This is a genomic window from Streptomyces sp. NPDC058008 (genome assembly GCF_042886395.1).
Lineage (GTDB): Bacteria > Actinomycetota > Actinomycetes > Streptomycetales > Streptomycetaceae > Streptomyces.
The window spans coordinates 68,263-92,210 of record NZ_JBHVQX010000023.1 but is presented as its reverse complement, the minus strand read 5'-3'; the positions used below and the strand labels follow the sequence as shown (position 1 = coordinate 92,210).

The 23,948-nt window shown below is 73.1% G+C and carries 22 protein-coding genes and 1 pseudogene; 14 read left to right on the top strand and 9 right to left on the bottom strand.

From position 1 onward, the window contains the following. Positions 1-81 precede the first annotated feature (81 nt). The gene (locus tag ACFVS9_RS23345; RefSeq protein WP_383117152.1) at positions 82-684 is read right to left on the bottom strand and encodes a GNAT family N-acetyltransferase; all 603 of its coding nucleotides are present in this window, start codon (positions 682-684) and stop codon (positions 82-84) included. Positions 685-1,239: 555 nt separating this feature from the next. After that, a complete protein-coding gene (locus tag ACFVS9_RS23340) occupies positions 1,240-2,007 on the bottom strand; it encodes an SDR family NAD(P)-dependent oxidoreductase (protein WP_383118963.1) in 768 nt (255 codons plus the stop codon). Positions 2,008-2,155: 148 nt separating this feature from the next. Here ACFVS9_RS23340 and ACFVS9_RS23335 point away from each other — a divergent pair, with 148 nt between their 5' ends. From ACFVS9_RS23335 to ACFVS9_RS23320, 4 genes are all read left to right on the top strand, one after another. Beyond that, positions 2,156-2,833: a TetR family transcriptional regulator gene (locus ACFVS9_RS23335; RefSeq protein WP_389935060.1), complete on the top strand. Its 678-nt coding sequence runs from the start codon at positions 2,156-2,158 to the stop codon at positions 2,831-2,833. A gap of 148 nt (positions 2,834-2,981) precedes the next feature. After that, the gene (locus ACFVS9_RS23330) at positions 2,982-3,404 is read left to right on the top strand and encodes a hypothetical protein (RefSeq protein ID WP_389935057.1); all 423 of its coding nucleotides are present in this window, start codon (positions 2,982-2,984) and stop codon (positions 3,402-3,404) included. A gap of 240 nt (positions 3,405-3,644) precedes the next feature. After that, complete coding sequence (locus ACFVS9_RS23325; protein WP_389935054.1) at positions 3,645-5,150, top strand: FUSC family protein; 1,506 nt, start codon at positions 3,645-3,647, stop codon at positions 5,148-5,150. Positions 5,151-5,240: 90 nt separating this feature from the next. Further along, positions 5,241-6,311 carry a lactonase family protein gene (locus tag ACFVS9_RS23320; protein ID WP_389935101.1) on the top strand — a complete coding sequence of 357 codons (1,071 nt, stop codon included), beginning with the start codon at positions 5,241-5,243 and terminating at the stop codon, positions 6,309-6,311. Positions 6,312-6,325: 14 nt separating this feature from the next. Here the strand turns inward: ACFVS9_RS23320 and ACFVS9_RS23315 are convergent. Next, positions 6,326-7,243, bottom strand: a pseudogene (locus ACFVS9_RS23315) (sirohydrochlorin chelatase); the annotation flags it as partial. Between the two features lie 138 nt (positions 7,244-7,381). Then, entirely contained in the window at positions 7,382-8,374 is a 993-nt protein-coding gene (locus ACFVS9_RS23310) for an N-acetylglucosamine kinase (protein ID WP_383118542.1), read from the bottom strand. 181 nt (positions 8,375-8,555) lie between these two features. Here ACFVS9_RS23310 and ACFVS9_RS23305 point away from each other — a divergent pair, with 181 nt between their 5' ends. Next, on the top strand, positions 8,556-9,233 hold the full coding sequence (locus tag ACFVS9_RS23305; protein WP_383118543.1) for a uracil-DNA glycosylase: 678 nt from the start codon (positions 8,556-8,558) through the stop codon (positions 9,231-9,233). Between the two features lie 428 nt (positions 9,234-9,661). Here ACFVS9_RS23305 and ACFVS9_RS23300 read toward each other — a convergent pair whose 3' ends face one another. Continuing rightward, on the bottom strand, positions 9,662-10,597 hold the full coding sequence (locus ACFVS9_RS23300) for a substrate-binding domain-containing protein (protein ID WP_383118553.1): 936 nt from the start codon (positions 10,595-10,597) through the stop codon (positions 9,662-9,664). 337 nt (positions 10,598-10,934) lie between these two features. On the opposite strand from ACFVS9_RS23300, the gene ACFVS9_RS23295 reads away from it, so the two are divergent. The 8 genes from ACFVS9_RS23295 (at position 10,935) to ACFVS9_RS23260 (ending at position 19,627) form a co-directional block, all read left to right on the top strand. After that, on the top strand, positions 10,935-12,179 hold the full coding sequence (locus ACFVS9_RS23295) for an extracellular solute-binding protein (protein ID WP_383118554.1): 1,245 nt from the start codon (positions 10,935-10,937) through the stop codon (positions 12,177-12,179). A 2-nt stretch (positions 12,180-12,181) separates the two neighbouring features. Next, the gene (locus ACFVS9_RS23290; protein ID WP_383118544.1) at positions 12,182-13,111 is read left to right on the top strand and encodes a carbohydrate ABC transporter permease; all 930 of its coding nucleotides are present in this window, start codon (positions 12,182-12,184) and stop codon (positions 13,109-13,111) included. 4 nt (positions 13,112-13,115) lie between these two features. Further along, positions 13,116-14,015, top strand: coding sequence for a carbohydrate ABC transporter permease (locus ACFVS9_RS23285; protein WP_383118545.1), 900 nt, complete (start codon positions 13,116-13,118; stop codon positions 14,013-14,015). A gap of 52 nt (positions 14,016-14,067) precedes the next feature. Continuing rightward, positions 14,068-16,470, top strand: coding sequence for a glycoside hydrolase family 3 N-terminal domain-containing protein (locus ACFVS9_RS23280; RefSeq protein ID WP_383118546.1), 2,403 nt, complete (start codon positions 14,068-14,070; stop codon positions 16,468-16,470). A 278-nt stretch (positions 16,471-16,748) separates the two neighbouring features. After that, positions 16,749-17,153 carry a hypothetical protein gene (locus tag ACFVS9_RS23275; RefSeq protein WP_389935049.1) on the top strand — a complete coding sequence of 135 codons (405 nt, stop codon included), beginning with the start codon at positions 16,749-16,751 and terminating at the stop codon, positions 17,151-17,153. 162 nt (positions 17,154-17,315) lie between these two features. Next, positions 17,316-18,416, top strand: coding sequence for an NADH:flavin oxidoreductase/NADH oxidase (locus ACFVS9_RS23270; RefSeq protein WP_389935046.1), 1,101 nt, complete (start codon positions 17,316-17,318; stop codon positions 18,414-18,416). A 29-nt stretch (positions 18,417-18,445) separates the two neighbouring features. Then, entirely contained in the window at positions 18,446-19,174 is a 729-nt protein-coding gene (locus tag ACFVS9_RS23265) for a class I SAM-dependent methyltransferase (RefSeq protein WP_389935043.1), read from the top strand. 21 nt (positions 19,175-19,195) lie between these two features. Continuing rightward, the gene (locus tag ACFVS9_RS23260) at positions 19,196-19,627 is read left to right on the top strand and encodes an ArsR/SmtB family transcription factor (RefSeq protein ID WP_389935040.1); all 432 of its coding nucleotides are present in this window, start codon (positions 19,196-19,198) and stop codon (positions 19,625-19,627) included. Between the two features lie 94 nt (positions 19,628-19,721). Here the strand turns inward: ACFVS9_RS23260 and ACFVS9_RS23255 are convergent, their stop codons facing one another. After that, the gene (locus tag ACFVS9_RS23255; RefSeq protein WP_389935037.1) at positions 19,722-20,384 is read right to left on the bottom strand and encodes a DUF305 domain-containing protein; all 663 of its coding nucleotides are present in this window, start codon (positions 20,382-20,384) and stop codon (positions 19,722-19,724) included. Between the two features lie 181 nt (positions 20,385-20,565). Between ACFVS9_RS23255 and ACFVS9_RS23250 the strand changes: the two genes are divergently transcribed. Continuing rightward, positions 20,566-22,056 carry an LVIVD repeat-containing protein gene (locus tag ACFVS9_RS23250; RefSeq protein WP_383118552.1) on the top strand — a complete coding sequence of 497 codons (1,491 nt, stop codon included), beginning with the start codon at positions 20,566-20,568 and terminating at the stop codon, positions 22,054-22,056. A 156-nt stretch (positions 22,057-22,212) separates the two neighbouring features. Here the strand turns inward: ACFVS9_RS23250 and ACFVS9_RS23245 are convergent, their stop codons facing one another. The 3 genes from ACFVS9_RS23245 to ACFVS9_RS23235 all read right to left on the bottom strand — a co-directional run bounded on the left by ACFVS9_RS23245 (position 22,213) and on the right by ACFVS9_RS23235 (position 23,918). Further along, positions 22,213-22,395 carry a hypothetical protein gene (locus ACFVS9_RS23245; RefSeq protein WP_383114926.1) on the bottom strand — a complete coding sequence of 61 codons (183 nt, stop codon included), beginning with the start codon at positions 22,393-22,395 and terminating at the stop codon, positions 22,213-22,215. 80 nt (positions 22,396-22,475) lie between these two features. Next, on the bottom strand, positions 22,476-23,201 hold the full coding sequence (locus ACFVS9_RS23240) for an HAD family hydrolase (RefSeq protein ID WP_389935034.1): 726 nt from the start codon (positions 23,199-23,201) through the stop codon (positions 22,476-22,478). A 30-nt stretch (positions 23,202-23,231) separates the two neighbouring features. Then, positions 23,232-23,918, bottom strand: a complete 687-nt coding sequence (locus ACFVS9_RS23235) for a phosphatase PAP2 family protein (RefSeq protein ID WP_383114928.1) — start codon at positions 23,916-23,918, stop codon at positions 23,232-23,234. Positions 23,919-23,948: the final 30 nt, after the last annotated feature.

Here is a 23,948-nt window from a genome sequence, read left to right as displayed (position 1 = left end):
GCCGGTCCCCGCGCCGGGCCGTTCACCAGGGGGCCGCCCCGGCCGACTCGGCCGTGGTACCGCCTCACGCTCTCCGCCCGGTCAGGCGTCCCAGGCCCGTGGCCGGCTCATCCCTTCCCACTCGGGGCGCAGGAGCGAGAACACCGCGAGGTCCAGGCGCCGGCCGCGGTGGAGGCAGGCCGAGCGGCTGACCCCTTCGTGCACGAACCCGGACCTGGTGAGGACCGCGCGGGCCGGGGCGTTCCCCGTGTGGGTCTCCGCCGTGAGGCGGTACAGCGGTAGTTCGCCGAACGCCAGGTCCACGAGAGCGTCGAGGGCGTCGGAGCCGAGGCCGCGCCCACGGTGCTCGGGCGCCAGCGTGAGCTCGACCCGTGCCGTGCCGTCGACGATGTCCTGGGCGCTCAGCGCGATGTGGCCGACGGGGGTGCGGTCGGGGAGCAGGACGAGGAAGTCGTCACGGGCGTCGTCCTCCGCGTCACGCTCGACGCGCTCGCGCATCGCGGTGAGGGAGCGCGGCCAGACACCGGTCTCGTACGCGGCGACGGGGTCGGACCGCCAGCTGAGCAGGAGCCCGGCGTCCTCCACGTCGACCGCGGCGAGGCCGACGGACCCGGCCCGCCAGGCGACGTGTCGGTCAGCCGCCTCGTCGTCGGTTCCGTCGGCGTCGCCCATGTCCTCGGTCATGGACGGATGGTAGAAGGAGGTCTGAACCGGAACCACCGGATTTCCTGCTTGACCCCGCCCTTCTGATCGGGCGCGGTCACACCGCCCACGGCCGGGGCATCGTTCACGCCGCTGCCCTCGCGCCGCGTTCCGGGCAGTCCGGGGGAAGTGCCCCGCTCCTCACCGGACGGTTCGCCGGCGCCCGCGGCCTGCCCTCGTTGTCGTGGCACCCGGGGCGCACGCCGACCGGAGCGTGTGGAGGCTCGGCCGCCGTGGGACGGAGCGGGGACGCCCACCTCTCGCCCCGTGGCCGGCAGGGGCTCGACGCGCCGACGGGCCGCCAGTTCGGGGTGGGGGCTTCGTCGGGCGCGCCCCGCCCCCCAGGGTGAGTGAGGGGGAAGCCGGAGCGCCATCGCGCACGGCCGCGCGGGCGTCGAGGCCAAGGCAGCGGCTCGCCCCGGTCAGGGGCGCCGGTACGGCGTCGGCCGTCCGCCGGATCGCACCCGGCCGCCCGCGCGGGCACGTTCGCCCGCGCGGCGGCCGGGTGCGTCGGAAACCGCGCGGGCGCGGGGTGCGTCAGACCGCGGACCAGCCGTTGTCGACGGGGAGGATCGCCCCGTTGATGTTGCTCGCCGCTTCGGAGGCGAGGAACACGATCGCCGCCGCCTGCTCCTCCGCCTGTGCGGGCGAGCCGACGTTGCCCATGTAGGGGGCGAGGGCGGCCGGGCCGTGGGCGCCCCGGTCCGCCTCGACGCGGATGTTGGTGATGGTGCCGCCGGGGGCGATGGCGTTGGAGCGGATGCCCTTGTCGCGGTACATGACGGCCAGCGACTTGGTCAGGCCCGCGATGCCGTGCTTGGACGCGGTGTACGCGGCACCCGCCGCGCTGCCCCTCAGCGACGCCTCCGACGCGGTGAAGACGACCGCGCCCTTTCCGGCGGCGAGCATGTGCGGCAGCACCGCGCGGGTGAGGCGGAACGGAGCGGTCAGGTTGATGCCGACGACCCGCTCCCACTCGTCGTCGGAGGTGTCGGCCGCCGCGGACATGCTGTCCATGATCCCGGCGTTGTTCACCAGGACGTCGATCCCGCCGAACTCCTCCACCGCCGTCCGTGCGACCCGGTCGACCACGGTCTGGTCCCTCAGGTCGCCGATCACGGTCACCGCGGTTCCGCCGGCCCGCTCCGCCTCCTCGGCGACGGCACGGGCCGCCGCGTCGTCGACGTCGGCGATCACCACGCGGGCCCCCTCCTTCGCGAACAGCAGGGCGGTGGCCCGGCCGATGCCCGATCCGGCGCCGGTGACGATGACACTGCGGCCCGGGCCGCTGGCGGTGACGCTCACGTGATGCTCCTCGCGTTCGATGGGGGACCTGCAACGCTACCTTTAATGGCGGTCGCTGCCAAAGTGTCCGATGCCGCCACGAAAGGAGGACCGCCCCGGGGAAACTGGCTACGATGGGCCCACCGGGAAGGAAAGGTGGCCGAAAACCGTGGAGACCGCGCACGTCGGAGAAAAGCGGGACCCCGCCGCGACCGCCGCCGTCACCCCGCCCGGCGAGGGAGCGCGCCTCGGCCGTCCACCGCTGACGGAACGCCGGAAGGCCGCGACCAGGCTGGAGATCGCCCGCGAGGCCGTACGCCTCTTCGCCGACCGGGGCGTCGCCGCGACGACCGCCGACGACATCGCCGCCGCCGCGGGGATCTCGCAGCGCACCCTGTGGCGCTACACCCCCTCGAAGGAACTGTGCGTCCGTCCCCTGCTGACCTACGCGCTCGACTTCGTCACCGCGCTGATGCGTTCGTGGCCGCACGACCGGCCCCTGTGGGAGGTCGTCGCCGGGCCCTCGTCCGCCGGTGCGGACACACCGGCGGACGCCGACACACAGGCGCTGCGCGATCTGGTCGTCCTCACCCGGACCGAGCCCGGGCTGCGTGCCGTGTGGCTCCAGGTCCACCACGACGCGGAGGCGGCCTTCGCCGAGGTCATCGCCCTGCGGACGGGCCACGGACCGGACGACCTGGAGCCACGGGTGCAGGCGACCGTCCTCAACGGCGCGCTCCGCATCGCCGTCGAGCAGTGGGCGTGGAGCCCGGACCCGCGGCCCGCCCCGCTGTCCCGCACCCTCCACCGGGCGCTCGGGATCGCCCGGTCGGGACTGTCCGACTGAGCGACGGAACCCGTCCCGGGCTGTCCGGCTGAGCGACGAACCCGTCCCGGGCTGTCCGGCTGAGTGACGGAACCCGCCCCGGGGCCTGAGGGTTGCGACGTGTCCGGTCGCGTCGGCCGTCGTTGACCAGGGTATGAACCTGCGGTCCATGTCCCTCGCGTTCGTCGCCCTGCTGAGCACGGTCGGCTGTGTCTCCGTCCAGGCCGACGCGTCCAGGCCCGCACCCGCCGTCTCCGCGCGTTCCGGTAACTCCCCCACCCCGCACGCGTCCCCTGCCGCCACCGCGCCCGCGGCGGTCCACGACAGCCTGGCGAGGACCGAGGAGGGGTCGGAACGCGCGCGGGAGGAGAGGCGGAGGAAGAGGGCGGACGCGGCGGCGCCGTCCCGCGCACAGGCTCCGGACCTGCCGCCGCGCTCGGTTCCCGTACACCCCCGAGCGCCCCGCCGGCCGGGCGTTCCCCACCGCCTTCCGCCGAAGCGCACGTACGACATGCGCGCCGTCTGCGCCACGGGCCAAGGGATCGCCTCCGCCGAACTCGTCGATCTCTGCCGCTCCACGTACGGCCGCTGACGTCGCGTCGGGGCGGAGCGCGGCCCGGGTGCGGCGGGTCGTCGGATGCCTCGTTCCCGCCCTCAGGCACCCCTCCGGCCATTGGCCGGACCGTGGTACACGAGAACGGTCATCAGCTGTGCCAATGGCCCAGTGTCATCGCCGTCTGTTGAGCCAGCAGTCGTGAGCGTGGTGTGATGGACCCGTCGATGGCGCTGCGGATTCCGTGGCGCCCTTTTTCATGGGGACGGGCGGGAAGCTGTGCTGAAGAGGGCGTTCGTGGCTCAGGATCCGGGGCGGCTGCGGCTGCGCCACGCGACCCGGGCCGTCCTCGGCATCGGGCTGGCCGTCCTCGTGTGCGGCCTGGCCGGGCACTCCCTCGTCGGTGCCGTCACCGGCGGGCTCGCGGCGCTGCTCGCCCTCTTCACGGTGACCGATCCGACCGTACGGGGGCAGGCCGTCACGACGGCGCTGCTGCCCCTGGCCGGACTTCCCGTACTCGCCCTCGCCGCCGTGCTGCACGACCTGCCCGTCGCGCGCGACCTGGCCTTCCTCGCGGTCATGGGCGCGGGGGTCTACGCCCGGCGGTGGGGTCCGCGCGGCCACGCGCTCGGGGTGTTCGCCTTCATGGCGTTCTTCGTCACCCAGTTCCTCCACACCCTGCCGGAGCAGCTGCCCGAGCTGTACTCCGCCGTCCTGCTCTCGCTGCTCGTCGCGTCCTGCGTGCGCTTCGGCCTCTGGTGCTACGAGAGGCGCCTCCCCCTCACCCCCGTCCCCGCGCCCGCCGCCGCGCGGGGGCTGGCCCGTGCGACCACCCGCCAGGCGGTCCAGGCGACCGCGGGCGGAGCCCTCGCGCTGCTCGCGGGCCAGTTCCTCTCCGGGGAGCGCTGGTACTGGGCCGTGGGCGCCACCTGGTGGGTCTTCGTGAACACGACGTCACGCGGCGAGACCCTGGTCCGGGGATTCCGCCGGGTGCTGGGCACCCTGGCGGGCATCCCCGTCGGACTGCTCGTCATCGCGCCGCTGCACGGTGCGGCCCTGCCCTCCGCGGTCCTGGTCGCGCTCGGAGTCTTCGGGATCTTCTACACGGCGGCCGTCTCGTACACCTGGATGATGTTCTCGGTGACCGTGGTGGCGGGCACGCTCTACGGGCTGCTCGGCGTCCTCGACCCCGCGCTGCTCGCGCTGCGCCTCGCGGAGACCGGCGTCGGCGCGCTCGGCGCGATGGTGGCGGTCCTCCTCGTCCTGCCGGTCACCACCCACGCCACGACGGACGCCTGGATCCAGCGCGCGCTGCGCTGCGTGCACGCCTGCACCGCCGAGGCCGCCGCACGGCTGGCCGGCTCGGCCACCGCCGACCCCGCTCCCCGCGTCGCCGAACTGGAGGCGCTCCTCGGCCGGGTGCGGGTCTCCCTCGGCCCGCTCGTACACCCCCTGAGCCCCTTCCGCGCCCGCAAGGCACGGGCCGGGCAGGTGCTCGCGCTGCTCGACCTCTGCGTACGGGAGGTGCGGGGCCTGGCCTCCGTCGCGGCGGACCCGGAGGCGTCGCACGACGCCCGGCTGGCCGCCGCCTGCTGGCGCGTGGAGGCCTCCGTGGAAGCGCTGACGACGCGTGTCCGCCGACACCGCGCGGCGTCGGCCGCCACGGCTCCGCCGCCCGTCCACATCGCCGAACCGGCCCTGGCCCATCTCCACAGCCTGGAAAGGGCGCTCGCCGAACTCGCCGCGCCCCTGCACAGCTCCCCGCGCGCCCCCCTCGTGGCCTGACCTCGCCGGTCCGTTCCGGTACGGACCTGAAAGGGCTGCCTGCTACCGTCGGCCGGGAAGATCGTGACCGACGTGAAGAGGGGTAGCGCGATGGGCGCCGACCACGCAAAGCGGGCATTCATAGGGTCGTTCACCTCGGCGGGCGGTCACGGCGTCAGCGTCGCCTCGGTCGACCGGGACACCGGGGCGCTGTCCCTCCTCGCGGCCACGGACATCGTGCCCGACCCGTCCTTCCTCGCGGTGGGCCAGGCGCCCGCGACCGGCGCCACCGTGCTGTACGCGGTCAGTGAGACCTCCGAGGGAGCCGCCGCCGCCTTCGGGACCGACGACGACGGCACACCGCGGCTGATCGGCGAGGTACGGCCGGTCGACGGCAGCAGCCCCACCCATCTGGCACTCGCCGGGCGCCATCTGCTCACGGCCAACTACGGTTCCGGCAGCGTCACCGCGCTGCCCGTGCTGGACGACGGCTCACCCGGCCCGCTGACCGGCCTGCTGCGGCACGAGGGCCACGGCCCCGACGAGGACCGCCAGTCGGGCCCGCACGCGCACCAGGTGCTCGCCGACCCCTCCGGGCGCTGGGTGCTGAGCGTGGACCTCGGTACGGATTCCGTACGGGTCTGTGTCCTCGACCCCGTCACGGGCGCCCTGCGTCCGCACGCCGAGACGGCGCTGCGGCCCGGGACCGGTCCGCGCCACCTCGCCTTTCACCCGTCCGGGGGATACGCCTACGTCCTGAACGAGCTGGAGCCGACCGTCACGGTGTGCGCCTGGGACGCGGCCGGAGGCCTCCTCGAACCGCTGGGGGAGGCGCAGGTGCTGCCGTACGACCACGACGAGGGCGGGGACACGCGTACGTACCCCTCCGAACTGGTGGTCTCGCACGACGGCCGGTTCCTGTGGACCGCCAACCGCGGGCACGACAGCATCTCCGTCCTCACGCTGGACGGTCCGGGCGAGAAGCCCGTCCTGGCCGCCGCCGTGGGCTGCGGCGGACGCTGGCCGCGCGACCTCACCCTGGATCCCACGGGGCAGTGGCTGTACGCCTCCAACGAGCGCTCCGGCAACGTCAGCTGGTTCGCCGTCGACGCCGAGACAGGGATCCCGGCGCACGCGGGCTCCGTCGAGGTCCCGGCCGCCTCCTGCGTGGTCTTCGCCTGACGCCACCGGAGACCGGCCGGGGCTCCCTGAGGCGTCGCCGGGGTGATCCCCAGAGCCGTCGCGTACAGCGAGAGCACGAGCTTGCCGATGGCCGGGTACGCGCCGAGCGGCTCGGCCGTCGCGCAGCCCGCCTCCTTCGCCGCGGCGTCCAGCAGCCCGGCGTCGATCTCCGGGCCCACCAGGTACGGCGCGAGCGCGAGCTGCGCGGAACCCGAGTTCTGCAGCTGGGCCGCGATCGAGGCGACCGAACCCTCCACGTCCAGGGCCGCGGCCATCACCGGCACGGCGAGCCGGGCGGCCAGCAGCATTCCGGTGATCCCGGCGGCCTGCACGGCCTCCTCGCCGCCCACCGTGGCCAGCACGATGCCGTCGGCGGCGGTCGCCACGGTGAACAGCCTCGCGCGGTCGGCGCGCGCCAGGCCGGCCTCGGAAAGGCGTACGTGCAGCGCTTCGGCGAGCAGCGGGTGCGGACCCAGCACGTCGGTCAGCTCGGCCTGCGTGCCGCTGTCCATGACCGCCTGCCGTATGCGCCGGATCAGGGCGCTGTCCGGCCCCGCGAGCAGCGGGACCACGACGGCCGACGGGCCGGAGGGCTCGGCGACCTCACGGCCCGCGGCGGTGGCCTGCTCGTAGCGCGCGGTGCGCTCGACGGCGGCGTGGGTGAGCGCGGAGGCGAGTGCGGGATATTCGGCGTCATCGCCGTCGAGGTAGCCGATCCGGGCGTTCAGACCGGGCAGCTCGGAGCGGGCGATGCTGATCACTTCCTCGGCCAGGCCGCGCGAGGCCGGGGAAGGGGTACCGGGAACGGCGAGGACGAGCGCGGCAGCGCCCTCGGGTGCGACCACGGGCTCCGGGCGGCGGTGCCGTCCGGACTGGCGAGGTCGCGGCATTCGTACAGGCAGGCCGGAAGCGGGCCCAGTGGGGGTGCTCATGGCGCCGCATGCTACTGGTTTTGGGTCCCCCTCTGTTCGGGGAGGGGGTGGTCAGGCGTTATCTGTCCGTATATGTCTGTTGAGCGGCGTAGGAGGCGACTGACCTGCTCCGTACGGACAGAGGAGCGCTCGAATCGTCTACGTTACTCCCGGTACGGACATGAGGGCCGGGTGGGTCGGCAGCCGCAGCCCCGGGCCGGCGAGGGCGCGGGCGATCTCCAGCGCCCCGTGCAGTGGATCACCTGCCGCCGGGACCGCACGGGCCTGCGGCAGCTGCCCCGCCAGCTCGCGGCGCAACGGCCCCATGAGGGGCTCGCCGATGCGGAACAGCCCACCGGTCAGGGCGACTTCGCAGCCCTCCGGGCGGGAGCGGTCCGGGCCGGGACACACCGCGGCCGCCGCTTCGGCGATATGTGCCGCCGCCTCCCGCAGGATCCCCGCGGCTACCGCGTCGACGGGTGCGCAGGCCCCCACCTCGGGGGCGAAGGAGGCCAGCAGCGCGGGCCGGTCCGTACGCGGATAGAGCAGGCCCGGAAGGCCTTCGGCCGGTCCGAGGACCGCCTCGAGCCGCGCCAGCAGCGCCGGTGAACCACCGCGCCGGCCGTCGTGGGCCCGCATCGCCGCGTCGAGACCCGCCCGGCCGATCCACGCACCGCCGCCGCTGTCGCCCAGCAGGTGCCCCCAGCCGTCGGCCCTGCGCCATGCCAGGAGGTCGGTGCCGAGCGCGATCATGCCGGTGCCGCCCGCGACGACCGCCCCCGGCCGCTGGCCCAGTGCCCCGGCGTACGCGGTCACCGCGTCGGCGGCCAGAGCCAGCCGCCGTACACCGAGCGCCTCGGCGAGAGCGTCCGGAAGCCGGGCGCGCAGCTGGTCGCCGAGCGTCGCCATGCCCGCTGCCCCGACCGCCGCCGCGGTGACGGCCGCCCCGGGGCCCGCCCGCTCCAGCAGCCGGCGGGCGGCGGGGAGTACCTGCTCCAGCAGATGCCCGGCGTCGATGCCGTCCGCCCCGGTGCGCACGGGTTCGGCGCAGACGGCGGTGAACGGCGGGCGCCGCGCGTCCGCCGGCCCGAGTGCCACGCGCAGCCCCGAGCCGCCGGAGTCGACGCCGAGGACGAACGCGCCGGCGGTCACGGCGGCCTGCCCGGTCACCGGGCGCGACGGGCACCGCTGCCCGCGCACCGATGCCTGTGCGACCTCATGGGGGGCTCCGGGAGGGTGGGGGACTGACGACGAGCGGCACCCTATCGCCCAACCCCCTCCCGTGGGGGACCGCATGATCGATCGGGGTCCGGTAGGCCGGTAGAGTGACGGTGTGGCAGCGCGACCGTTGAGTGAACTCGTGGACCCCGGCTGGGCCGAGGCGTTGGGCCCCGTGGCGGGCCGCGTCGCCGCGATGGGGGACTTCCTCCGCGCGGAGGTCGCGGCCGGCCGCACGTATCTGCCGGCCGGCAAGAACGTCCTGCGCGCCTTCCAGCAGCCCTTCGAGGACGTACGCGTCCTGATCGTGGGTCAGGACCCCTACCCGACGCCCGGCATGGCCATCGGCCTCAGCTTCGCGGTGGCGCCCGACGTGCGGCGCCTGCCGGGCAGCCTGGAGAACATCTTCCGGGAGCTGCACTCCGACCTCGGTCTACCCCGGCCCTCCAACGGGGACCTGACGCCCTGGACGCGGCAGGGCGTCCTGCTGCTCAACAAGGCCCTGACCACGGCGCCCGGCAAACCCGCCGCCCACCGCGGCAAGGGCTGGGAAGAAGTGACCGAGCAGGCGATCCGCGCCCTGGTCGCACGGGGCAGGCCCATGGTGTCCGTGCTCTGGGGAAGGGACGCCCGCAACGTGCGGCCGCTCCTCGGCGACCTGCCCGCGGTCGAGTCGGCCCATCCCTCCCCGATGTCGGCGGACCGCGGTTTCTTCGGCTCCCGCCCCTTCAGCCGCACGAACGAGTTCCTGGTGCGCGCGGGCGAACAGCCGGTGGACTGGCGCCTGCCGTGAGCGCTGCGGGGCGGCGCGCCCGGTTGCCCGGGGCCGGCCCCGCGCATACGTTCCCGATTCCGGGGCACGAGACCTGTTGACCCGAGCTCCCGGTCGACGCACCCCCCCGCGTCCCCGTGAGCACCCGGCCCCATCGGCATCCCCCCGCCGGTGGGGCCGCACCCTTTCCTGGCCGGATACCGGCGTCCCCGCGGAACGCGCGTCGTGGCGCCGTGAGCCGTCCGGGCGGTGCGCCGGGCCAGGGGCCGCACGGACAGGGCACGCGCGGTCGGCCCGGTAGGCCCGACGCGCCTCGGGCCGGGCCGTCCGCCGGCGTTCCGGCCCCGACGGAAGGGCGGTTTGCCCGCAGCGGGGGAGGAGCGGCGTTCCGGGGGCGGCCCTCCGGGCTCTCCGCCGGAAGGGCGGGTCCCGGGCCGCCCTCCGCCCGGTCAGCGCGCGGGCGGCGCCGTACTGCTGCGGACCACCAGGCTCGTCGCCAGGTCGACGCGGGTCGTCGCGGGCTGCCTGCCCCGGCCCAGGTCGAGGACCAGGCGTGCGGCGGTCTCGGCCATCTCGATGAGCGGCTGGCGCACCGTGGTGAGCGGCGGGCCGATCCAGCGGGTGAGCGGCAGGTCGTCGAAGCCGACCACGCTGAGGTCCTCCGGGATCCGCAGCCCCAGCTCGCGGGCGGCCTCGTAGACGCCCAGCGCCTGAAGGTCGTTGCCCGCGAAGACGGCCGTGGGAGGTTCCGGCAGCCGCAGCAGTTCCAGGGCCGCCGTGTAGCCGTCCTCGTGGTTGAACTCGCCCTCCCGTACGAGCTCGGGGTCCATCGGGAGGCCCGAGGTCTCCAGCGCGGCGCGGTAGCCGTCCAGCCGGGCGCGGCTGCACATCATGCGGGCCGGTCCGCCGATGATGCCGATCCGCCGGTGGCCCAGCCCCGTCAGATGGCGGGTGGCGGCAAGGCCGCCCTGCCAGTTGGCCGCGCCCACCGACGGGATGTCGTCCCCGGGGTCACCCGCCGGATCGACGACGACGAAGGGGATGGAACGGCTGGTCAGCTGGGCGCGCTGCGCCGCGTCGAGATCCGAGAGCACCAGGATCACTCCGGCCGGCCGCCGGGCCAGGACACCGTCCACCCAGGTCTGCCCGGGGGTGAGCCGGCCGGCGCTCTCCGAGAGGACCAGGCTCAGGCCCTCCTCCCTGGCGACGTTCTCCACACCCCGGACGACCTCCATCGCCCACGCGCTGTCCAGCTCGTGGAAGACCAGGTCGATGAGCTGGGACTGCTGGGAGGCGCCGCGCCTGCGGCGGTAGCCGTGCCGCAGCAACAGCTCCTCCACCCTCGTGCGTGTTCCAGGGGCGACGTCGGCCCGGCCGTTCAGCACTTTCGAAACTGTCGGAGCCGAGACTCCGGCCGCTCGGGCGATCTCCGCCAGCGTGGCGGTGCTCTCCGACGACTCGCCGGACGACGCCTTCTCGTGTGGGGGCTGGACCTTTGCGGGGCTCATGCATGAATCGTAGCTTCCCCGCCGCCCCTGACAGGCGTCCGGGCAAGGTTCGTACATCCTTGCTCCCGCCCTCTTGACTGGCCCGAAACGCGACCGTACGGTTCCGGCAACATTCGAAAGGCACGCCGAAACATTCGACAGAGGTGCGGTCATGCGGTCGGGGATATTCACTCAGGGCACACGTACGACGAGATGGGCCGCCGCGGGTGCGGCGATGGTGATGGCCGGAGTGCTGGCCGGCTGCGGCTCGGGCGGCGGCGGGAGCGGCAGCGGAACCATCACCGCCTACGTCTACGGCGACGACGCCGTCAAGGTTCAGCAGGCCGCGGTCGACACCTTCAACAAGACCTCCGACGTCAAGGTGAAACTGGTCTCGGTCCCCGGCTCCGACTACGTGAACAAGCTCCGCAGCGCCATGGGGTCGCCCAGCGCCCCGGACGTCTTCTTCAACTGGGGCGGCGGCTCCATCAAGCCGTACGTCGACTCCGACGACCTGGTCGACCTCACCTCGACGGTCGAGAACGACGCCACGCTCAAGGACGGCTTCCTCCCGTCGATCATGACGGCCGGCGGCCTCGGGGGGAAGGTCTACGGGGTGCCCATGCGCGGCATGCAGCCCGTGATGCTCTTCTACAACAAGTCCCTCTTCGCCGAGCACAAGCTCCAGCCGCCCAAGACCTGGGAGGAGCTCCAGACGGCGATCAAGACCTTCAAGGACGCCGGCATCACCCCGTTCGCGCTCGGGGGCTCCGACAAGTGGCCCGAACTGATGTGGCTGGAGTACCTGCTGGACCGGATCGGCGGTCCCGAGGTCTTCCAGCGGATCCAGGACGGCGACACCGAGGGCTGGGGCGACCCGGCGGTGCTCAGGACGGCGCAGACCGTCAAGGAGCTGATCGACGACGGCGCGTTCGGCAAGAACTTCAACTCCGTCGACTACGGCAACGGCGGAGCCCCGACCCTGCTCAACAAGGGCAAGGCCGCCATGCACCTCATGGGCTCGTGGGAGTACTCGACCCAGCTGGGCAAGGCCCCCGAGTTCGCGAAGAAGGACCTCGGCTGGACCGCCTTCCCGACCGTGGCCGGTGGCGTCGGCGACCCGGCGAACGTGGTGGGCAACCCGACCAACTACTGGTCGGTCAACGCCCGCACCAAGCACAAGGACACCGCCGTGGCGTTCCTGAAGACCATGGCGTCGAAGACCTACGCTCAGGCCCTCGTCGACAACGGGGACGTTCCCACCACGTCCAACGCGGCCTCGATGCTGAGCGGTTCGCCCAACCCGCAGTTCGCCACCGACCAGTACGAGCTGGTGCAGAAGGCCCCGAGCTTCACCCTCTCGTGGGACCAGGCACTCGAGGCCCAGTACGCCACACCCCTGCTCACGGAGATCAGCAAGCTGTTCGCCGGCAAGACCACCCCCGAGCAGTTCGTCGCAGCGATGAAGGCCGCCAAGTAACCATGTCCCACCACACTCCGGTCGCCAAGGGGCGCGGAGACGGGAAGGCGGCCGCCGGCAACGTCGGCCGCCCGCCGGTCGCCTGGGCCGTGCCCGGCATCCTCTTCTTCGCCGTCTTCGCGATCGTCCCCCTGGCCATCGCCGTCTACCTCTCCTTCTGCACGTGGGACGGGCTCGACTCCCCGACCCTGACCGGCCTGGACAACTGGACCCGGCTGTTCAAGGACTCCGAATTCGGCCAGGCCGCCTGGCTGAGCCTCCTGCTCACCACGATCAGCTGGGCCTTCCAGACCCCGGTGGCCCTGCTGCTCGGTGTCTGGGCGGCGGGCCGCCAGCGCAGCCGCGCGTTCCTGTCCGCGGTCTTCTTCATCCCGCTGCTGCTCTCCACCACCGCCATCGCCATGCTGTTCCACGCCCTGCTGGACCCGAACTTCGGCGTCATCCGGACGATCGGCCCCTGGCTCGGCATCGACCCCAACGTCATGGGGTCGTCCACCGGCGCACTGCTCGTGGTGGCCTTCGTCGGCGGCTGGCAGTTCATGCCCTTCCACACCCTCATCTACCAGGGCGGCGCCCGGCAGATCCCGGAGGTCCTCTACCAGGCTGCCTCCATCGACGGAGCGGGCATGGTGCGGCAGTTCTTCCACATCACCCTGCCGCAGCTGCGCCACACGATGACGACCTCGTCGGTCCTCATGATCGTCGGCTCGCTGACGTACTTCGACACCGTGCTCATCATGACCAAGGGCGGTCCCGGCACGGACACGACGATCCTGCCCTACCTGATGTACCGGACCGGCTTCCAGACCTACGACCTCGGTTACGCGGCGGCCATCGCCACCGCACTCGTGGTCGTGGCCACCAGTATCTCGCTGGTCATGGTCCGCCTCAGCGGCTTCGGGTCCATGCGGTCGACCCGGGAAGGTATGTGACGCGATGTCGATCGACACCCGCCCCGCCGCGCCGCGCCGTCGCACGGCGCCGAGCCCCTCGGGCCGCGCCCGCCCCGTCCGCCGGCGCAGGTCCCCGGGCAACCCGGTGGCCGGCCTGGGCTCGCTGATCTGGCTCCTGATCGTCCTGGTACCGCTCTACACGCTGGTGTCGGCGTCGCTGATGCGCCAGGACGAGGCCCTGAACGGCGACCCGCTGGCGATCCCCACGGACCCGACGCTGGAGAACTACCGCACCGTGCTGGACAGCGGGTTCCTCACGCTGATCGGCAACACCGCGATCGTGGCCGTGGCCACCGTCGCCCTGGTACTGGTGCTCTCCGTCCCGGTGGCGTACGTGGCGGTGCGCACCCGCAGCCGCCTCTCGTCACTCGCCTTCCGGACCTTCCTGCTCGGCGTGGCGATCCCGGCGCAGGCGGTGATCGTCCCCCTCTACCTGATGATCGGGAAGCTGGGGCTGTACGACACCCTCTGGGCGATCATCCTGCCCACCGCCGCGTTCGCGATGCCCGTCGCGGTCCTCGTGCTCAGCGGCACGATGCGCGACGTCTCCGAGGAGATGTACGAGGCGATGGCCCTCGACGGAGCCTCACCCGTGCGCATGCTGTGGCAGCTGGCGGTCCCGCTGTCCAAGGCCGGGATCAGCACCGTCGCGATCTTCTCGGCCCTGCAGGCGTGGAACGGCTTCCTGTTCCCGCTGATCCTGACGCAGTCGGAGGAGCGGCGCGTCCTGACGCTCGGACTGTTCAACTTCATGAGCCAGTTCGGAGTGAACATCCCCGCGGTACTGGCCGCGATCGTCCTCTCCGTCATCCCCATCTTCGCCGTGTACCTCGTGGCCCGGCGGGCGCTGGTCAACGGCCTGATGGGGGTGGGCGGCAAGTAGCACACCGACGCCGCCCCGCACCACCGCACCCATGAGAGGAACCCCTGCCGCCATGGCTATCCACCCCGCCCCGCAGGCCCTTCAGACCGATCAGCCCCCCGCCGCCGACGGCCCGTGGCGCGACCCCTCGCTCGACCCCGAGGTCAGGGTGGCCGACCTGGCGGCCCGGATGACCCTCCAGGAGAAGGCCGCCCAGCTGTACGGAATCTGGGTGGGCGCCGACGCCGAGGGCGACGGAGTCGCCCCGCACCAGAACGACATGGTCGACCCCGTCGACTTCGAGGACATCACCACCCGCGGACTCGGCCAGCTCACCAGGCCGTTCGGCACGGCCCCGGTGGACCCGGGGGTCGGCGCGGTGGCGCTGGCCAGGGCGCAGGCCAGGATCGCCGAGGCAGGCCGCTTCGGAATCCCGGCGCTCGCCCACGAGGAGTGCCTGGCCGGCTTCACCGCCTGGGGGGCGACCGCCTACCCGGTGCCGCTCGCCTGGGGCGCGGCCTGGGACCCGGAGCTGGTCGCCGAGATGGCGCACCGGATCGGCGCCGACATGCGGTCCGTCGGCGTCCACCAGGGACTCGCCCCCGTCCTGGACGTGGTGCGGGACCTGCGCTGGGGCCGGGTCGAGGAGACCATCGGCGAGGACCCCTACCTGGTCGCGACCATCGGCACGGCGTACGTCCGCGGCCTGGAGTCCGCCGGGATCGTCGCCACGCTCAAGCACTTCGCCGGATACTCGGCATCGGCCGGCGCCCGCAACCTCTCCCCGGTCCGGGCCGGCGCCCGGGAGATGGCCGACGTGATCCTCCCGCCCTTCGAGATGGCGGTCCGTGACGGCCGCCCCCGCTCGGTGATGCACTCGTACGCCGAGATCGACGGGGTGCCGGCCGCCGCCGACCCGGCCCTGCTCACCCAACTCCTCAGGGACACCTGGGGTTTCACCGGCACGGTCGTCGCCGACTACTTCGGCATCGGCTTCCTGGAGACCCTGCACAGGGTCGCGGCTGACCGCGCCGACGCCGCCCGCCTCGCCCTGACGGCCGGCGTGGACGTCGAGCTGCCCACCGTACGCAGTTACGGGGACGAACTGGTCGCCGCCGTCCGCGACGGACTCGTGCCCGAGGCGCTGGTGGACCGCGCCGTCCGCAGGGTCCTCCTCCAGAAGTGCGAGCTCGGCCTGCTCGATCCGGAGAGGCGCGCCCTGCCCACCGCTCTGACCGGGGTGGACCCGGAGCAGGCGCGCGGGACCGTGGACCTGGACCCGCCCCGGAACAGGGCCCTGGCCCGCCTGCTCGCCGAACGCTCCTGCGTCCTGCTGGCCAACCCGGAGGGCGCGCTCCCGCTGAGCGGCACCGGACGGATCGCGGTCGTGGGACCCCGCGCCGACGACCCGCTGGCCATGCTCGGCTGCTACTCCTTCCCGAGCCACGTCGGGGTCCAGCACCCCGAGGCGCCGATGGGCATCGCCGTGCCGACGGTGCTGGAGGCGCTCCGCGAGGAGTTCCCCGGGGCCGTCGTCGACCACGCCGAGGGCTGCGACGTCGACGGCACGGACGCCGCGGGGATCGAGGGCGCGGCCGCCCTCGCCGCCGGTGCGGACATCTGTGTGGCCGTCCTCGGCGACCGGGCCGGGCTGTTCGGCCGCGGCACCTCGGGCGAGGGCTGCGACGCGGCCGACCTGGCGCTGCCCGGCCTCCAGGCGGAGCTCCTGGACGCGTTGCTCGCGACCGGCACCCCGGTCGTCCTGATGCTGCTGACCGGACGTACGTACGCGCTCGGCGGGCGGGCGGAGCGGCTGGCCGGCTGTGTGCAGGCGTTCTTCCCCGGCGAGGAGGGCGGACCGGCGCTCGCGGGTGTGCTCTCGGGGCGGGTCAACCCCTCCGGGCGCCTGCCCCTGGGCGTGCCCAAGGGCCCCGGCGGTCAGCCGTGGACGTATCTGCAACCTCCGCTCGGCCGGGCCAACGGCGTCAGCAACCTGGACCCGACACCGCTCTACCCCTTCGGCCACGGGCTCTCGTACACCTCGTTCGCCTGGGAGGCCGCCACCGGCGTGCCGGCCGAGCTGCCCACCGACGGGGAGACCGACCTCGCGGTCACGGTCCGCAACACCGGCGACCGGGACGGGGCCGAGGTGGTGCAGCTCTACGTCCACGACCCGGTCGCGCAGACCACGCGCCCCGACGCCCGGCTGATCGGCTACGCCCGCGTGCCGCTCGCGGCGGGGGAGTCCCGCAGGGTCAGCTTCCGCTTCCACCCGGACCTGGTCTCCTTCACCGGGGCGGGCGGCCACCGGATCGTCGAACCGGGCGACCTGGAGCTGCGCCTCGCCACCTCCAGCGACGCGGCCGATGTGAAGCACACCGTACGGCTCCGCCTCACCGGCCCCGAGCGCACCGTCGACCACCGGCGGAACCTGGTCTGCGCCACCACGGTGGACCCGCCGGTCACCCGGAACTGACGCGCGGGGGCCCGGCGTGCGCACCGGAGGCGCGCCGGGCAGGGGCCGAAACTTTCGGGGGCCTCCGGCGCGCCCCGCCGGCGGCGCCGTGGCCGCGTGCCGTCACCGGGCGAGGCGCGCCGGGCCGGCCCGGCGCCGACGTGCCGGGACCCTGGATTGCGGGTGGCGGGCCCGGCCGTGGTACTCCGGAACCTCGTGGCGGACACCGGCGGCCCGAGGCCGGGACCGCCGGAGAGCCTCCGGCCCAACGGCCGGAGCGGGACGAGGAGGCGGCGGGGATGAGCATCGAGATCCGGGACACCGAGGGGCACGGAGCGGCGCTGGACGTGGTCCCGGGGCCCCTGGAGGGACCCCTCCAGGTGGGGATCCGGATCACGGGTCCCGCGTCGCACGCCTCCTGGTCCTGCACCCCGGCCGCCGCCAGGGAACTGGCCGCGGCCCTCGTCGCGGCGGCCGGAGAGGCGGAGGACGCCCGGACGGGGGAGCCCGTCACCGTCAAGGCGTGTGAGCTGCTGCGGGGCGACGTGAGGGACGCGGACCGGCCGATGACGGTGGAGGCCGTCAGGACCGACGGTGCGAACGTCCAGGTGACCTGGACATCGGGAGGCGGACGCAGCTGGAGCCAGACGTACGGGGCCGGGACGGACATCCGGCTCCGGCGCCGGCTGCGGCCGGGCGGCTGAGGAACCGGAGGGCGGGGGAGCCGGATCCGGGGCGGGCTTCATATTTCGACGATCGCCGTAGTACGGTGAATCTCGTAGTACGGTGAAGCTCGTACGAAGTGACGGCCCGGTGCGCCCGGGCCGTCGCGCCGCCCGTCGCGTCCCGAGGAATCGGAGCCCCCTGTGAGTGCACTGTTCGAGCCCTACGCCCTGCGTTCGGTGACCGTTCCCAACCGCGTCTGGATGGCGCCGATGTGCCAGTACAGCGCGGAGGCGACCGGCCCCGACGCCGGTACGGCCAACGACTGGCACTTCGCCCACTACGGCGCCCGCGCGGTCGGCGGAACGGGCCTCGTGCTCGTCGAGGCCACCGCCGTCAGCCCGGAGGGCCGGATCAGCGCCGCGGACCTCGGCATCTGGAACGACCGCCAGGTGGCGGCGTTCCGCCCGATCACCGCCTTCCTCTCCGGCCAGGGCACCGTTCCCGGCATCCAGCTCGCCCACGCCGGACGCAAGGCGTCGACCGGCCGCCCCTGGCTCGGCGGTGGCCCCGTCGGCGTGGACGCCCCCGAGGGCTGGCAGCCGGTCGGGCCGAGCCCCCTCGCGTACGACGAGCCCCACACGGTGCCCGACGAGCTCGGTGTCGAGGACATCCAGGAGGTCGTGCGCCAGTTCGCCGAGGCCGCCCGCCGGGCACTCGACGCGGGCTTCCGGGTCGCCGAGATCCACGGGGCGCACGGCTATCTGATCGGCGAGTTCCTGTCCCCGCACAGCAACCACCGCACCGACGCCTACGGCGGCTCCTTCGAGAACCGCGCGCGCTTCGCGCTGGAGGTCGTGGACGCCGTGCGCGCCGTGTGGCCCGAGGAACTCCCGCTGTTCTTCCGCATCTCCGCCACCGACTGGCTGACCGAGAACGCGGACGACCCGCGCGAAGGCTGGACCGCCGACGACACCGTCCGCTTCGCACGGGAGCTGCTCGCGCACGGTGTCGACCTGCTGGACGTCTCGACCGGCGGACTCGCGCCGAGGGCCCGGATCCCCGTGGAGCCCGGCTACCAGGTGCCGTTCGCCGAGCGGGTGCGCAAGGAGACCGGCCTTCCGGTGGCCGCCGTGGGGCTGATCACCGACCCCGTGCAGGCGGAGAAGATCCTCGCCGACGGCAGCGCCGACGCCGTCCTCCTCGGCCGCGAACTGCTGCGCGACCCCTACTTCGCCCGCAACGCCGCACGTACGCTCGGCGGTGACGTCAGGGCACCCGAGCAGTACGGCTACGCGGTCTGACGCAGCGTCCGTGGGTACGCTGAGCGGCGATGTTCACTCCTGAGGGACCCACGCTCCGCGAACTGGCCGTCCAGGCGCTCTCCTCGACGATGCGCGGCTACGACCTGCTCGCGCCGAAGTTCGACCGGACGCCCTACCGGACCCCGGACCGGGTGCTCGGGGCCGTCGCCGACGCCGTGCGGCCCCTGGGGCCGTTCGGCCGGGGCCTGGACGTCTGCTGCGGCACCGGCGCGGGCACCGGCGTGCTGCGCGGACTGTGCACGGAGCGGGTCACCGGCGTCGACTTCAGCGCCGGCATGCTCGACGTCGCCCGCACCGCGCACCCCGGGGGGCCCGGCGGCCCGGCGGTGGACTGGGTCCGGGCGGACGCCAGGGCCCTGCCGTTCGCGGACGCCTTCGACCTGGCCCTCAGCTTCGGGGCGTTCGGGCACTTCCTGCCGGAGGAACGCCCCGGACTGTTCGGCCAGGTGTACGCGGCGCTGCGGCCCGGTGGTCTGTTCGCCTTCCCGGTGGGCGCGCCGCCGGCGGTGGGCTCGGCGGCCCACTGGTCCCTGCTCGGCTTCGATCTGGCCATGCGGGCGCGCAACGCCCTGTGGCGCCCGCCCTTCGTCATGTACTACCGCACCTTCCCGCTCGCCGGTGTGGTGGACGACCTCGTGCGGACCGGCTTCACGGTGCGGCTGCTGCCCCTGGAGGAGTTCGGCCGCAGGCCGGACGGCAGCCCGCGGGTCCGGCTCGTGGCGGCCGCCCGTGGATAAAACTACGACGACTCTCGTACAATGAAGGCCCCTGTACGAAGTGGAGCCACCGTGACGACGAACGCCGCTCGTGTGCTCGCCCACCCCTCGCGCGAGGAGATCCGCGTCGAGGGAGTGCTCCACGCGCTGTCCGACCCCGTCAGGCTGCGCATCGTGTGCCAGCTGGCCGGCGCCGCCGACGAACAGGCCTGCTCCCACTTCGATCTCCCGGTGTCCAAGTCCACCACCACGCACCACTTCAGGGTGCTCCGCGAGAACGGCGTCATCACCCAGTTCTACCGGGGCACGGCCAAGCTGAGCTGCGTGCGGAAGGAGGACCTGGACGCCCTCTTCCCCGGCCTGCTGGACAGCGTTCTGCGCGGGGCCGGTCTCCAGGCCGGACGCCTCGGCGCAGCCGGGACGCCCCCGCCCGCGCTGTCGGGCGCCGCCCCGGGCGGCGCCGAGCGGACCTGACCGTCCGGAGCCCGTCACCGGGGCGTGCCGGAGCCGACGCGGGCGGCCCGGAGCAGGTGCGCGGCCGCGGAGGGCCGGGGCCGGTCAGGTCAGGTCAGGTCATCAGGTTGCGCATCCTGTCGATCTCCACGCTCTGCTGGGCGACGACGTCGTTGGCCATCTCCTCCACCAGCACGTTGTTGCCGTCGGCGAGCGCCTCGGCCGCCATGGTGACCGCGCCCTGGTGGTGGGTGATCATCAGCTCCAGGAACAGCCGGTCGAAGGCCTTGCCCCGAGCGGCCCGCAACTGCCCGATCTGCTCCTCCGTGGCCATGCCGGGCATCGCGGCGTGGTCGTGCGTCTCCTCGCGGTCGTCCCCGCCGTTGTTCTTCAGCCAGCCCTCCATGGCCCCGATCTCGGGCTTCTGGGACGCCGATATGCGCTCCGCGAGCCGTTCGACGGATGAGGAGTCCCCCCGGCCGGGAACGAGGGCGGTGAGCACCAGGGCCTGCCGGTGGTGCTCGATCATCATGCGCGCGTAGCGGAAGTCCGCGGAGTTGGGAGTGTCGTTCCCGGCGGCCTTCACCGCCTCCTCGGCCGACAGGGTCCTCGCCGGCTCGCCCGGTTTTCCGGGCGCCACGACCGAAGGGCCCTGGTCCGCCGCGGACTTCGCCCCGCCGCCGTCGCCGTCCCCGTCGCAGCCGCCCAGGGTGAGGACGGCGGCCGCGAGCGCCGCCGCGAGGGCGGCCGTGCGTACGCGCGTGGTCCGACGGGGCATCAACACGGCTACCTCCACTGGCACATGAATGTGTTGCAGACCGTCCTAGCACCTACCACAGGCCAAAGATCAAAAACTTTTATTACGTCTCTGTTGCCATCTGTTGGTGTGTACATGAGAGGGACGATACTGCCGGGGTCCATGAACCGTTCTTCGAAGGACGGATACAAGGGAGGACGCAGTGACCTCGTTGCACACCACCAGCGTGCGGCGGAGACGTCTGGGCGTGGCGGCAGCCGCGGCCGGGCTCATCGCCACGCTGCTCACGGCCGGACCCGCGGCCGCGACACCCGACCCGGGCGACACCGCCGCCACCCGCAGCGGTGTCTCCGTGAGCGAGCAGGCCGAGGCCAGGGCCGCGATCGAGAGCGGCGAGATACCCGGCGTGGACGAGATCGTCCACAGCGCGAACATCGAGCACCTCACGAACGTCCCCAAGGACGCGCTCCAGGGGCTCAACACCGACCTGGCCTTCCAGGGCACCTACGCGTACGCCGGCAACTACGACGGCTTCCGGATCTTCGACATCAGCAACCCCAAGAAGCCGAAGACCGTCGCGCAGGTCCTGTGCCCCGGCTCGCAGAACGACATCTCGGTCTCCGGGAACCTCCTCTTCCTGTCGACCGACTCCTCGCGCAGCGACAACTCGTGCTCCAGCACCACCCAGCCGGCGACCGAGAAGTCCTCCTGGGAGGGCATGAAGGTCTTCGACATCAGCGACAAGCGCAACCCGAAGTACGTCGCCGCCGTCGAGACCGCGTGCGGTTCCCACACCCACACGATCATCCCCGAGCGCAAGAACGTGTACATCTACGTCTCCTCGTACTCGCCCAGCGAGGCGTTCCCGGACTGCCAGCCGCCGCACGACGGGATCTCCGTCATCAAGGTGCCGCGCAACGCCCCCGAGGACTCCCGGGTCGTGAACTTCCCCGTCCTCTTCCCGGACGGCGGCAACCCGGGTGCGCCGACCAACCCCGGCGTCTCGAAGACCTCCGGATGCCACGACATCACCGTGCTGCCGTCGAAGGACCTGGCGGCCGGGGCGTGCATGGGTGACGGGCTGCTGTTCTCCATCAAGGACCCGGAGCACCCGAAGATCATCGACCGGGTCCAGGACAACGTGAACTTCGCGTTCTGGCACTCCGCGACCTTCAACCAGGACGCCGACAAGGTGGTGTTCACCGACGAGCTCGGCGGCGGCGGCGCGGCCACCTGCAACGAAGAGATCGGTCCGAAGCGCGGTGCCGACGGGATCTACGACATCACGGGCCGGGGCGACCACCGCAAGCTGGTCTTCCGCAGCTACTTCAAGATCGACCGCCCGCAGGCGGACACCGAGGTCTGTGTCGCGCACAACGGCTCGATCATCCCGGTCAAGGGCAAGGACCTGATGGTCCAGGCCTGGTACCAGGGCGGGGTCTCCGTGTGGGACTTCACCAACTCCTCGAAGCCGAAGGAGATCGCGTACTTCGAGCGCGGCCCGGTCTCCACGGACGCGGTCACCACGGCCGGCCCCTGGTCGGCGTACTACTACAACGGCTACATCTACTCCAACGACATCGCCAAGGGCTTCGACGTCCTGAAGCTCAACGACCGGCGCACCGACCCGGCGAAGAAGGTGCGGCTGAAGGAGCTCAACGTCCAGACGCAGCCGGACTACTTCGACCACTGATCCACCGGTACCGGCGCACCGTACGAACGAGTGCCCCGCCGGGCGGTCTCCGCCCGGCGGGGCACTTCCGTCGCACGGTCCCCGGCCGTTCGGGGGAGGTGCCTGTGTCCCGGCGGCGACGCGGGGGCCGGAACCGGACGCGTGGCCGCCGACCGCTCAGGCGGCCGGACGCGCGCCCGTGCCCGCCGCCGCGGCCCACTCCACGAGCAGCCGCTGGTACTCCGTCTCGTCGTCCGGCGACAGCGTCCCGCCCGAGCGCTGCCACAGGGCGCGGATCTCTTCGTTGATCACGGAGGCAGGACGTACGGCGGCGGTCGACGGGTTCGGGTAGGGGGACATGTTCACCAAGCTAAACCCCCGCCGCCCCGTCGGACCCCTTCAGGGACAGGGATATCCCTCACACCTTCTCCAGGAATCCTTCACGAGCGGTGTCCGTCCGGTCCTTCCCCCGCGGGTTCCAGCAGCCCGAGGGAGCGGAGCCCGTCCGGCCGCTCGTCCACCGGCAGGTGGTCCACGAACCGGACCCCGCACCCCACGGCGGACGCGCCCGCGTCGGCGTGGCGGTCGTCGCCGACCATGACGACGTCCTCGGGATCGCGTCCCAGCAGCGCGCACGCCTCGCGGAACAGCCGGGGGTCGGGCTTCTGGATCCCGTGCCGGTAGGACAGGACGTACACGTCGATCAGGCCGTCCAGGCCGTGCGCGCGGAAGACGGGACGCGGGTCCCAGCCGATGTTGCTGACGACACCGACGGCGGTGCCGTCGCGGCGGAGCCCGCGCAGCACCTCCGCCGCGTCCGGGTACGGCTGCCAGGCGTCGGGGCTCATGTGGCGCTCGTACAGCGCGTCGTACAGGCCCGGGTCCGGAAGGGCCACCTCGCGGGCCAGGCCGGTGAACGCCTCCCGGTGCAGCCGCGCGCTGCTGTCGCGGCCCGCCCACGCGGTGGCCAGCGCCGGCGGGATCCGCCCGGGCCGTGGCCCTCCGGGCAGCGCTCCGGCGGCCGTCAGGCCACGTGCGCAGCGCTCGAAGTCGTCCTGCTCCATGGCCGTGCCCCGCGCGTCGAGCGCGGCACGCAGCCACGCCTCGACGGGCTCGATCCTGAAGAGGGTCCCGGAGAAGTCGAAAAGTACACCCCTGGTACGCATGAGCCGATCCTCGCCGCTCCCGGCGGGCGCCTACAAGACCGTGTCCCCGCCGCCGGCCGTCCGCCGAGAGCGCCGGGTGTACGCCGTGTACCCGGCCACGGAGAAGGCGACCAGGGTCCCACCCAGCAGCACCCCGCCCACCACGTCGCTCAGCCAGTGCACACCGAGGTAGACGCGCGTGAAGGAGACGCCGGCCACCGAGACCGCGGCGAGCACCACCGCCCCCCGCCTCAGGGCCGGCCGCACGCCGTGGAGGCGCAGCAGCCATACGAGGAGCCCGCACGTCACCATCGCGGTCATGACGTGGCCGGAGGGGAAGGCCGCGTAGTGCGCCGTGTCCACCGGGTCGGCCCACCGCGGGCGTTCACGGCCCACCGCGGCCTTCAGCCCCTGTTGCACGAGGGTCCCGGACAGACTGGTCGCGGCGACCCATCCGGCGAGCAGCCGTGATCCCCGCCACCACAGGGCGATCACGACGACGGCGATCAGCAGGCGCATCGTCCACGGGTCCCAGACCCAGTCCGTCAACACCCGGTTGACGTGGACCGGTCCCGGTCGGGTCACCGCGTCGCGGTGCAGGTCCTCGGCCACCGTGGTGTCCAGCGACATCAGGGGCGACCAGCGCACCACGACCAGCACGAGCAGGACGAGGGACAGCGCGGCGCAGACGAGACCGGTGAGCGGGAAGGCGGTGCGCGGAGGCGGAGGGGAGTGCATGGTCATGATCCTCGTCCACCGGCCGGGCGT

Bases quoted from the DNA above. Each gene is read 5' to 3' on its own strand.
- ACFVS9_RS23290 (WP_383118544.1), top strand. From the start codon at position 12,182: ATGTCCCACCACACTCCGGTCGCCAAGGGGCGCGGAGACGGGAAGGCG.
- ACFVS9_RS23295 (WP_383118554.1), top strand. From the start codon at position 10,935: ATGGTGATGGCCGGAGTGCTGGCCGGCTGCGGCTCGGGCGGCGGCGGG.
- ACFVS9_RS23280 (WP_383118546.1), top strand. From the start codon at position 14,068: ATGGCTATCCACCCCGCCCCGCAGGCCCTTCAGACCGATCAGCCCCCC.
- ACFVS9_RS23255 (WP_389935037.1), bottom strand. From the start codon at position 20,384: ATGCCCCGTCGGACCACGCGCGTACGCACGGCCGCCCTCGCGGCGGCG.
- ACFVS9_RS23260 (WP_389935040.1), top strand. From the start codon at position 19,196: ATGAAGGCCCCTGTACGAAGTGGAGCCACCGTGACGACGAACGCCGCT.
- ACFVS9_RS23265 (WP_389935043.1), top strand. From the start codon at position 18,446: ATGTTCACTCCTGAGGGACCCACGCTCCGCGAACTGGCCGTCCAGGCG.
- ACFVS9_RS23285 (WP_383118545.1), top strand. From the start codon at position 13,116: ATGTCGATCGACACCCGCCCCGCCGCGCCGCGCCGTCGCACGGCGCCG.
- ACFVS9_RS23240 (WP_389935034.1), bottom strand. From the start codon at position 23,201: ATGCGTACCAGGGGTGTACTTTTCGACTTCTCCGGGACCCTCTTCAGG.
- ACFVS9_RS23330 (WP_389935057.1), top strand. From the start codon at position 2,982: ATGTCCCTCGCGTTCGTCGCCCTGCTGAGCACGGTCGGCTGTGTCTCC.
- ACFVS9_RS23345 (WP_383117152.1), bottom strand. From the start codon at position 684: ATGACCGAGGACATGGGCGACGCCGACGGAACCGACGACGAGGCGGCT.
- ACFVS9_RS23275 (WP_389935049.1), top strand. From the start codon at position 16,749: ATGAGCATCGAGATCCGGGACACCGAGGGGCACGGAGCGGCGCTGGAC.
- ACFVS9_RS23245 (WP_383114926.1), bottom strand. From the start codon at position 22,395: ATGTCCCCCTACCCGAACCCGTCGACCGCCGCCGTACGTCCTGCCTCC.
- ACFVS9_RS23235 (WP_383114928.1), bottom strand. From the start codon at position 23,918: ATGCACTCCCCTCCGCCTCCGCGCACCGCCTTCCCGCTCACCGGTCTC.
- ACFVS9_RS23320 (WP_389935101.1), top strand. From the start codon at position 5,241: ATGGGCGCCGACCACGCAAAGCGGGCATTCATAGGGTCGTTCACCTCG.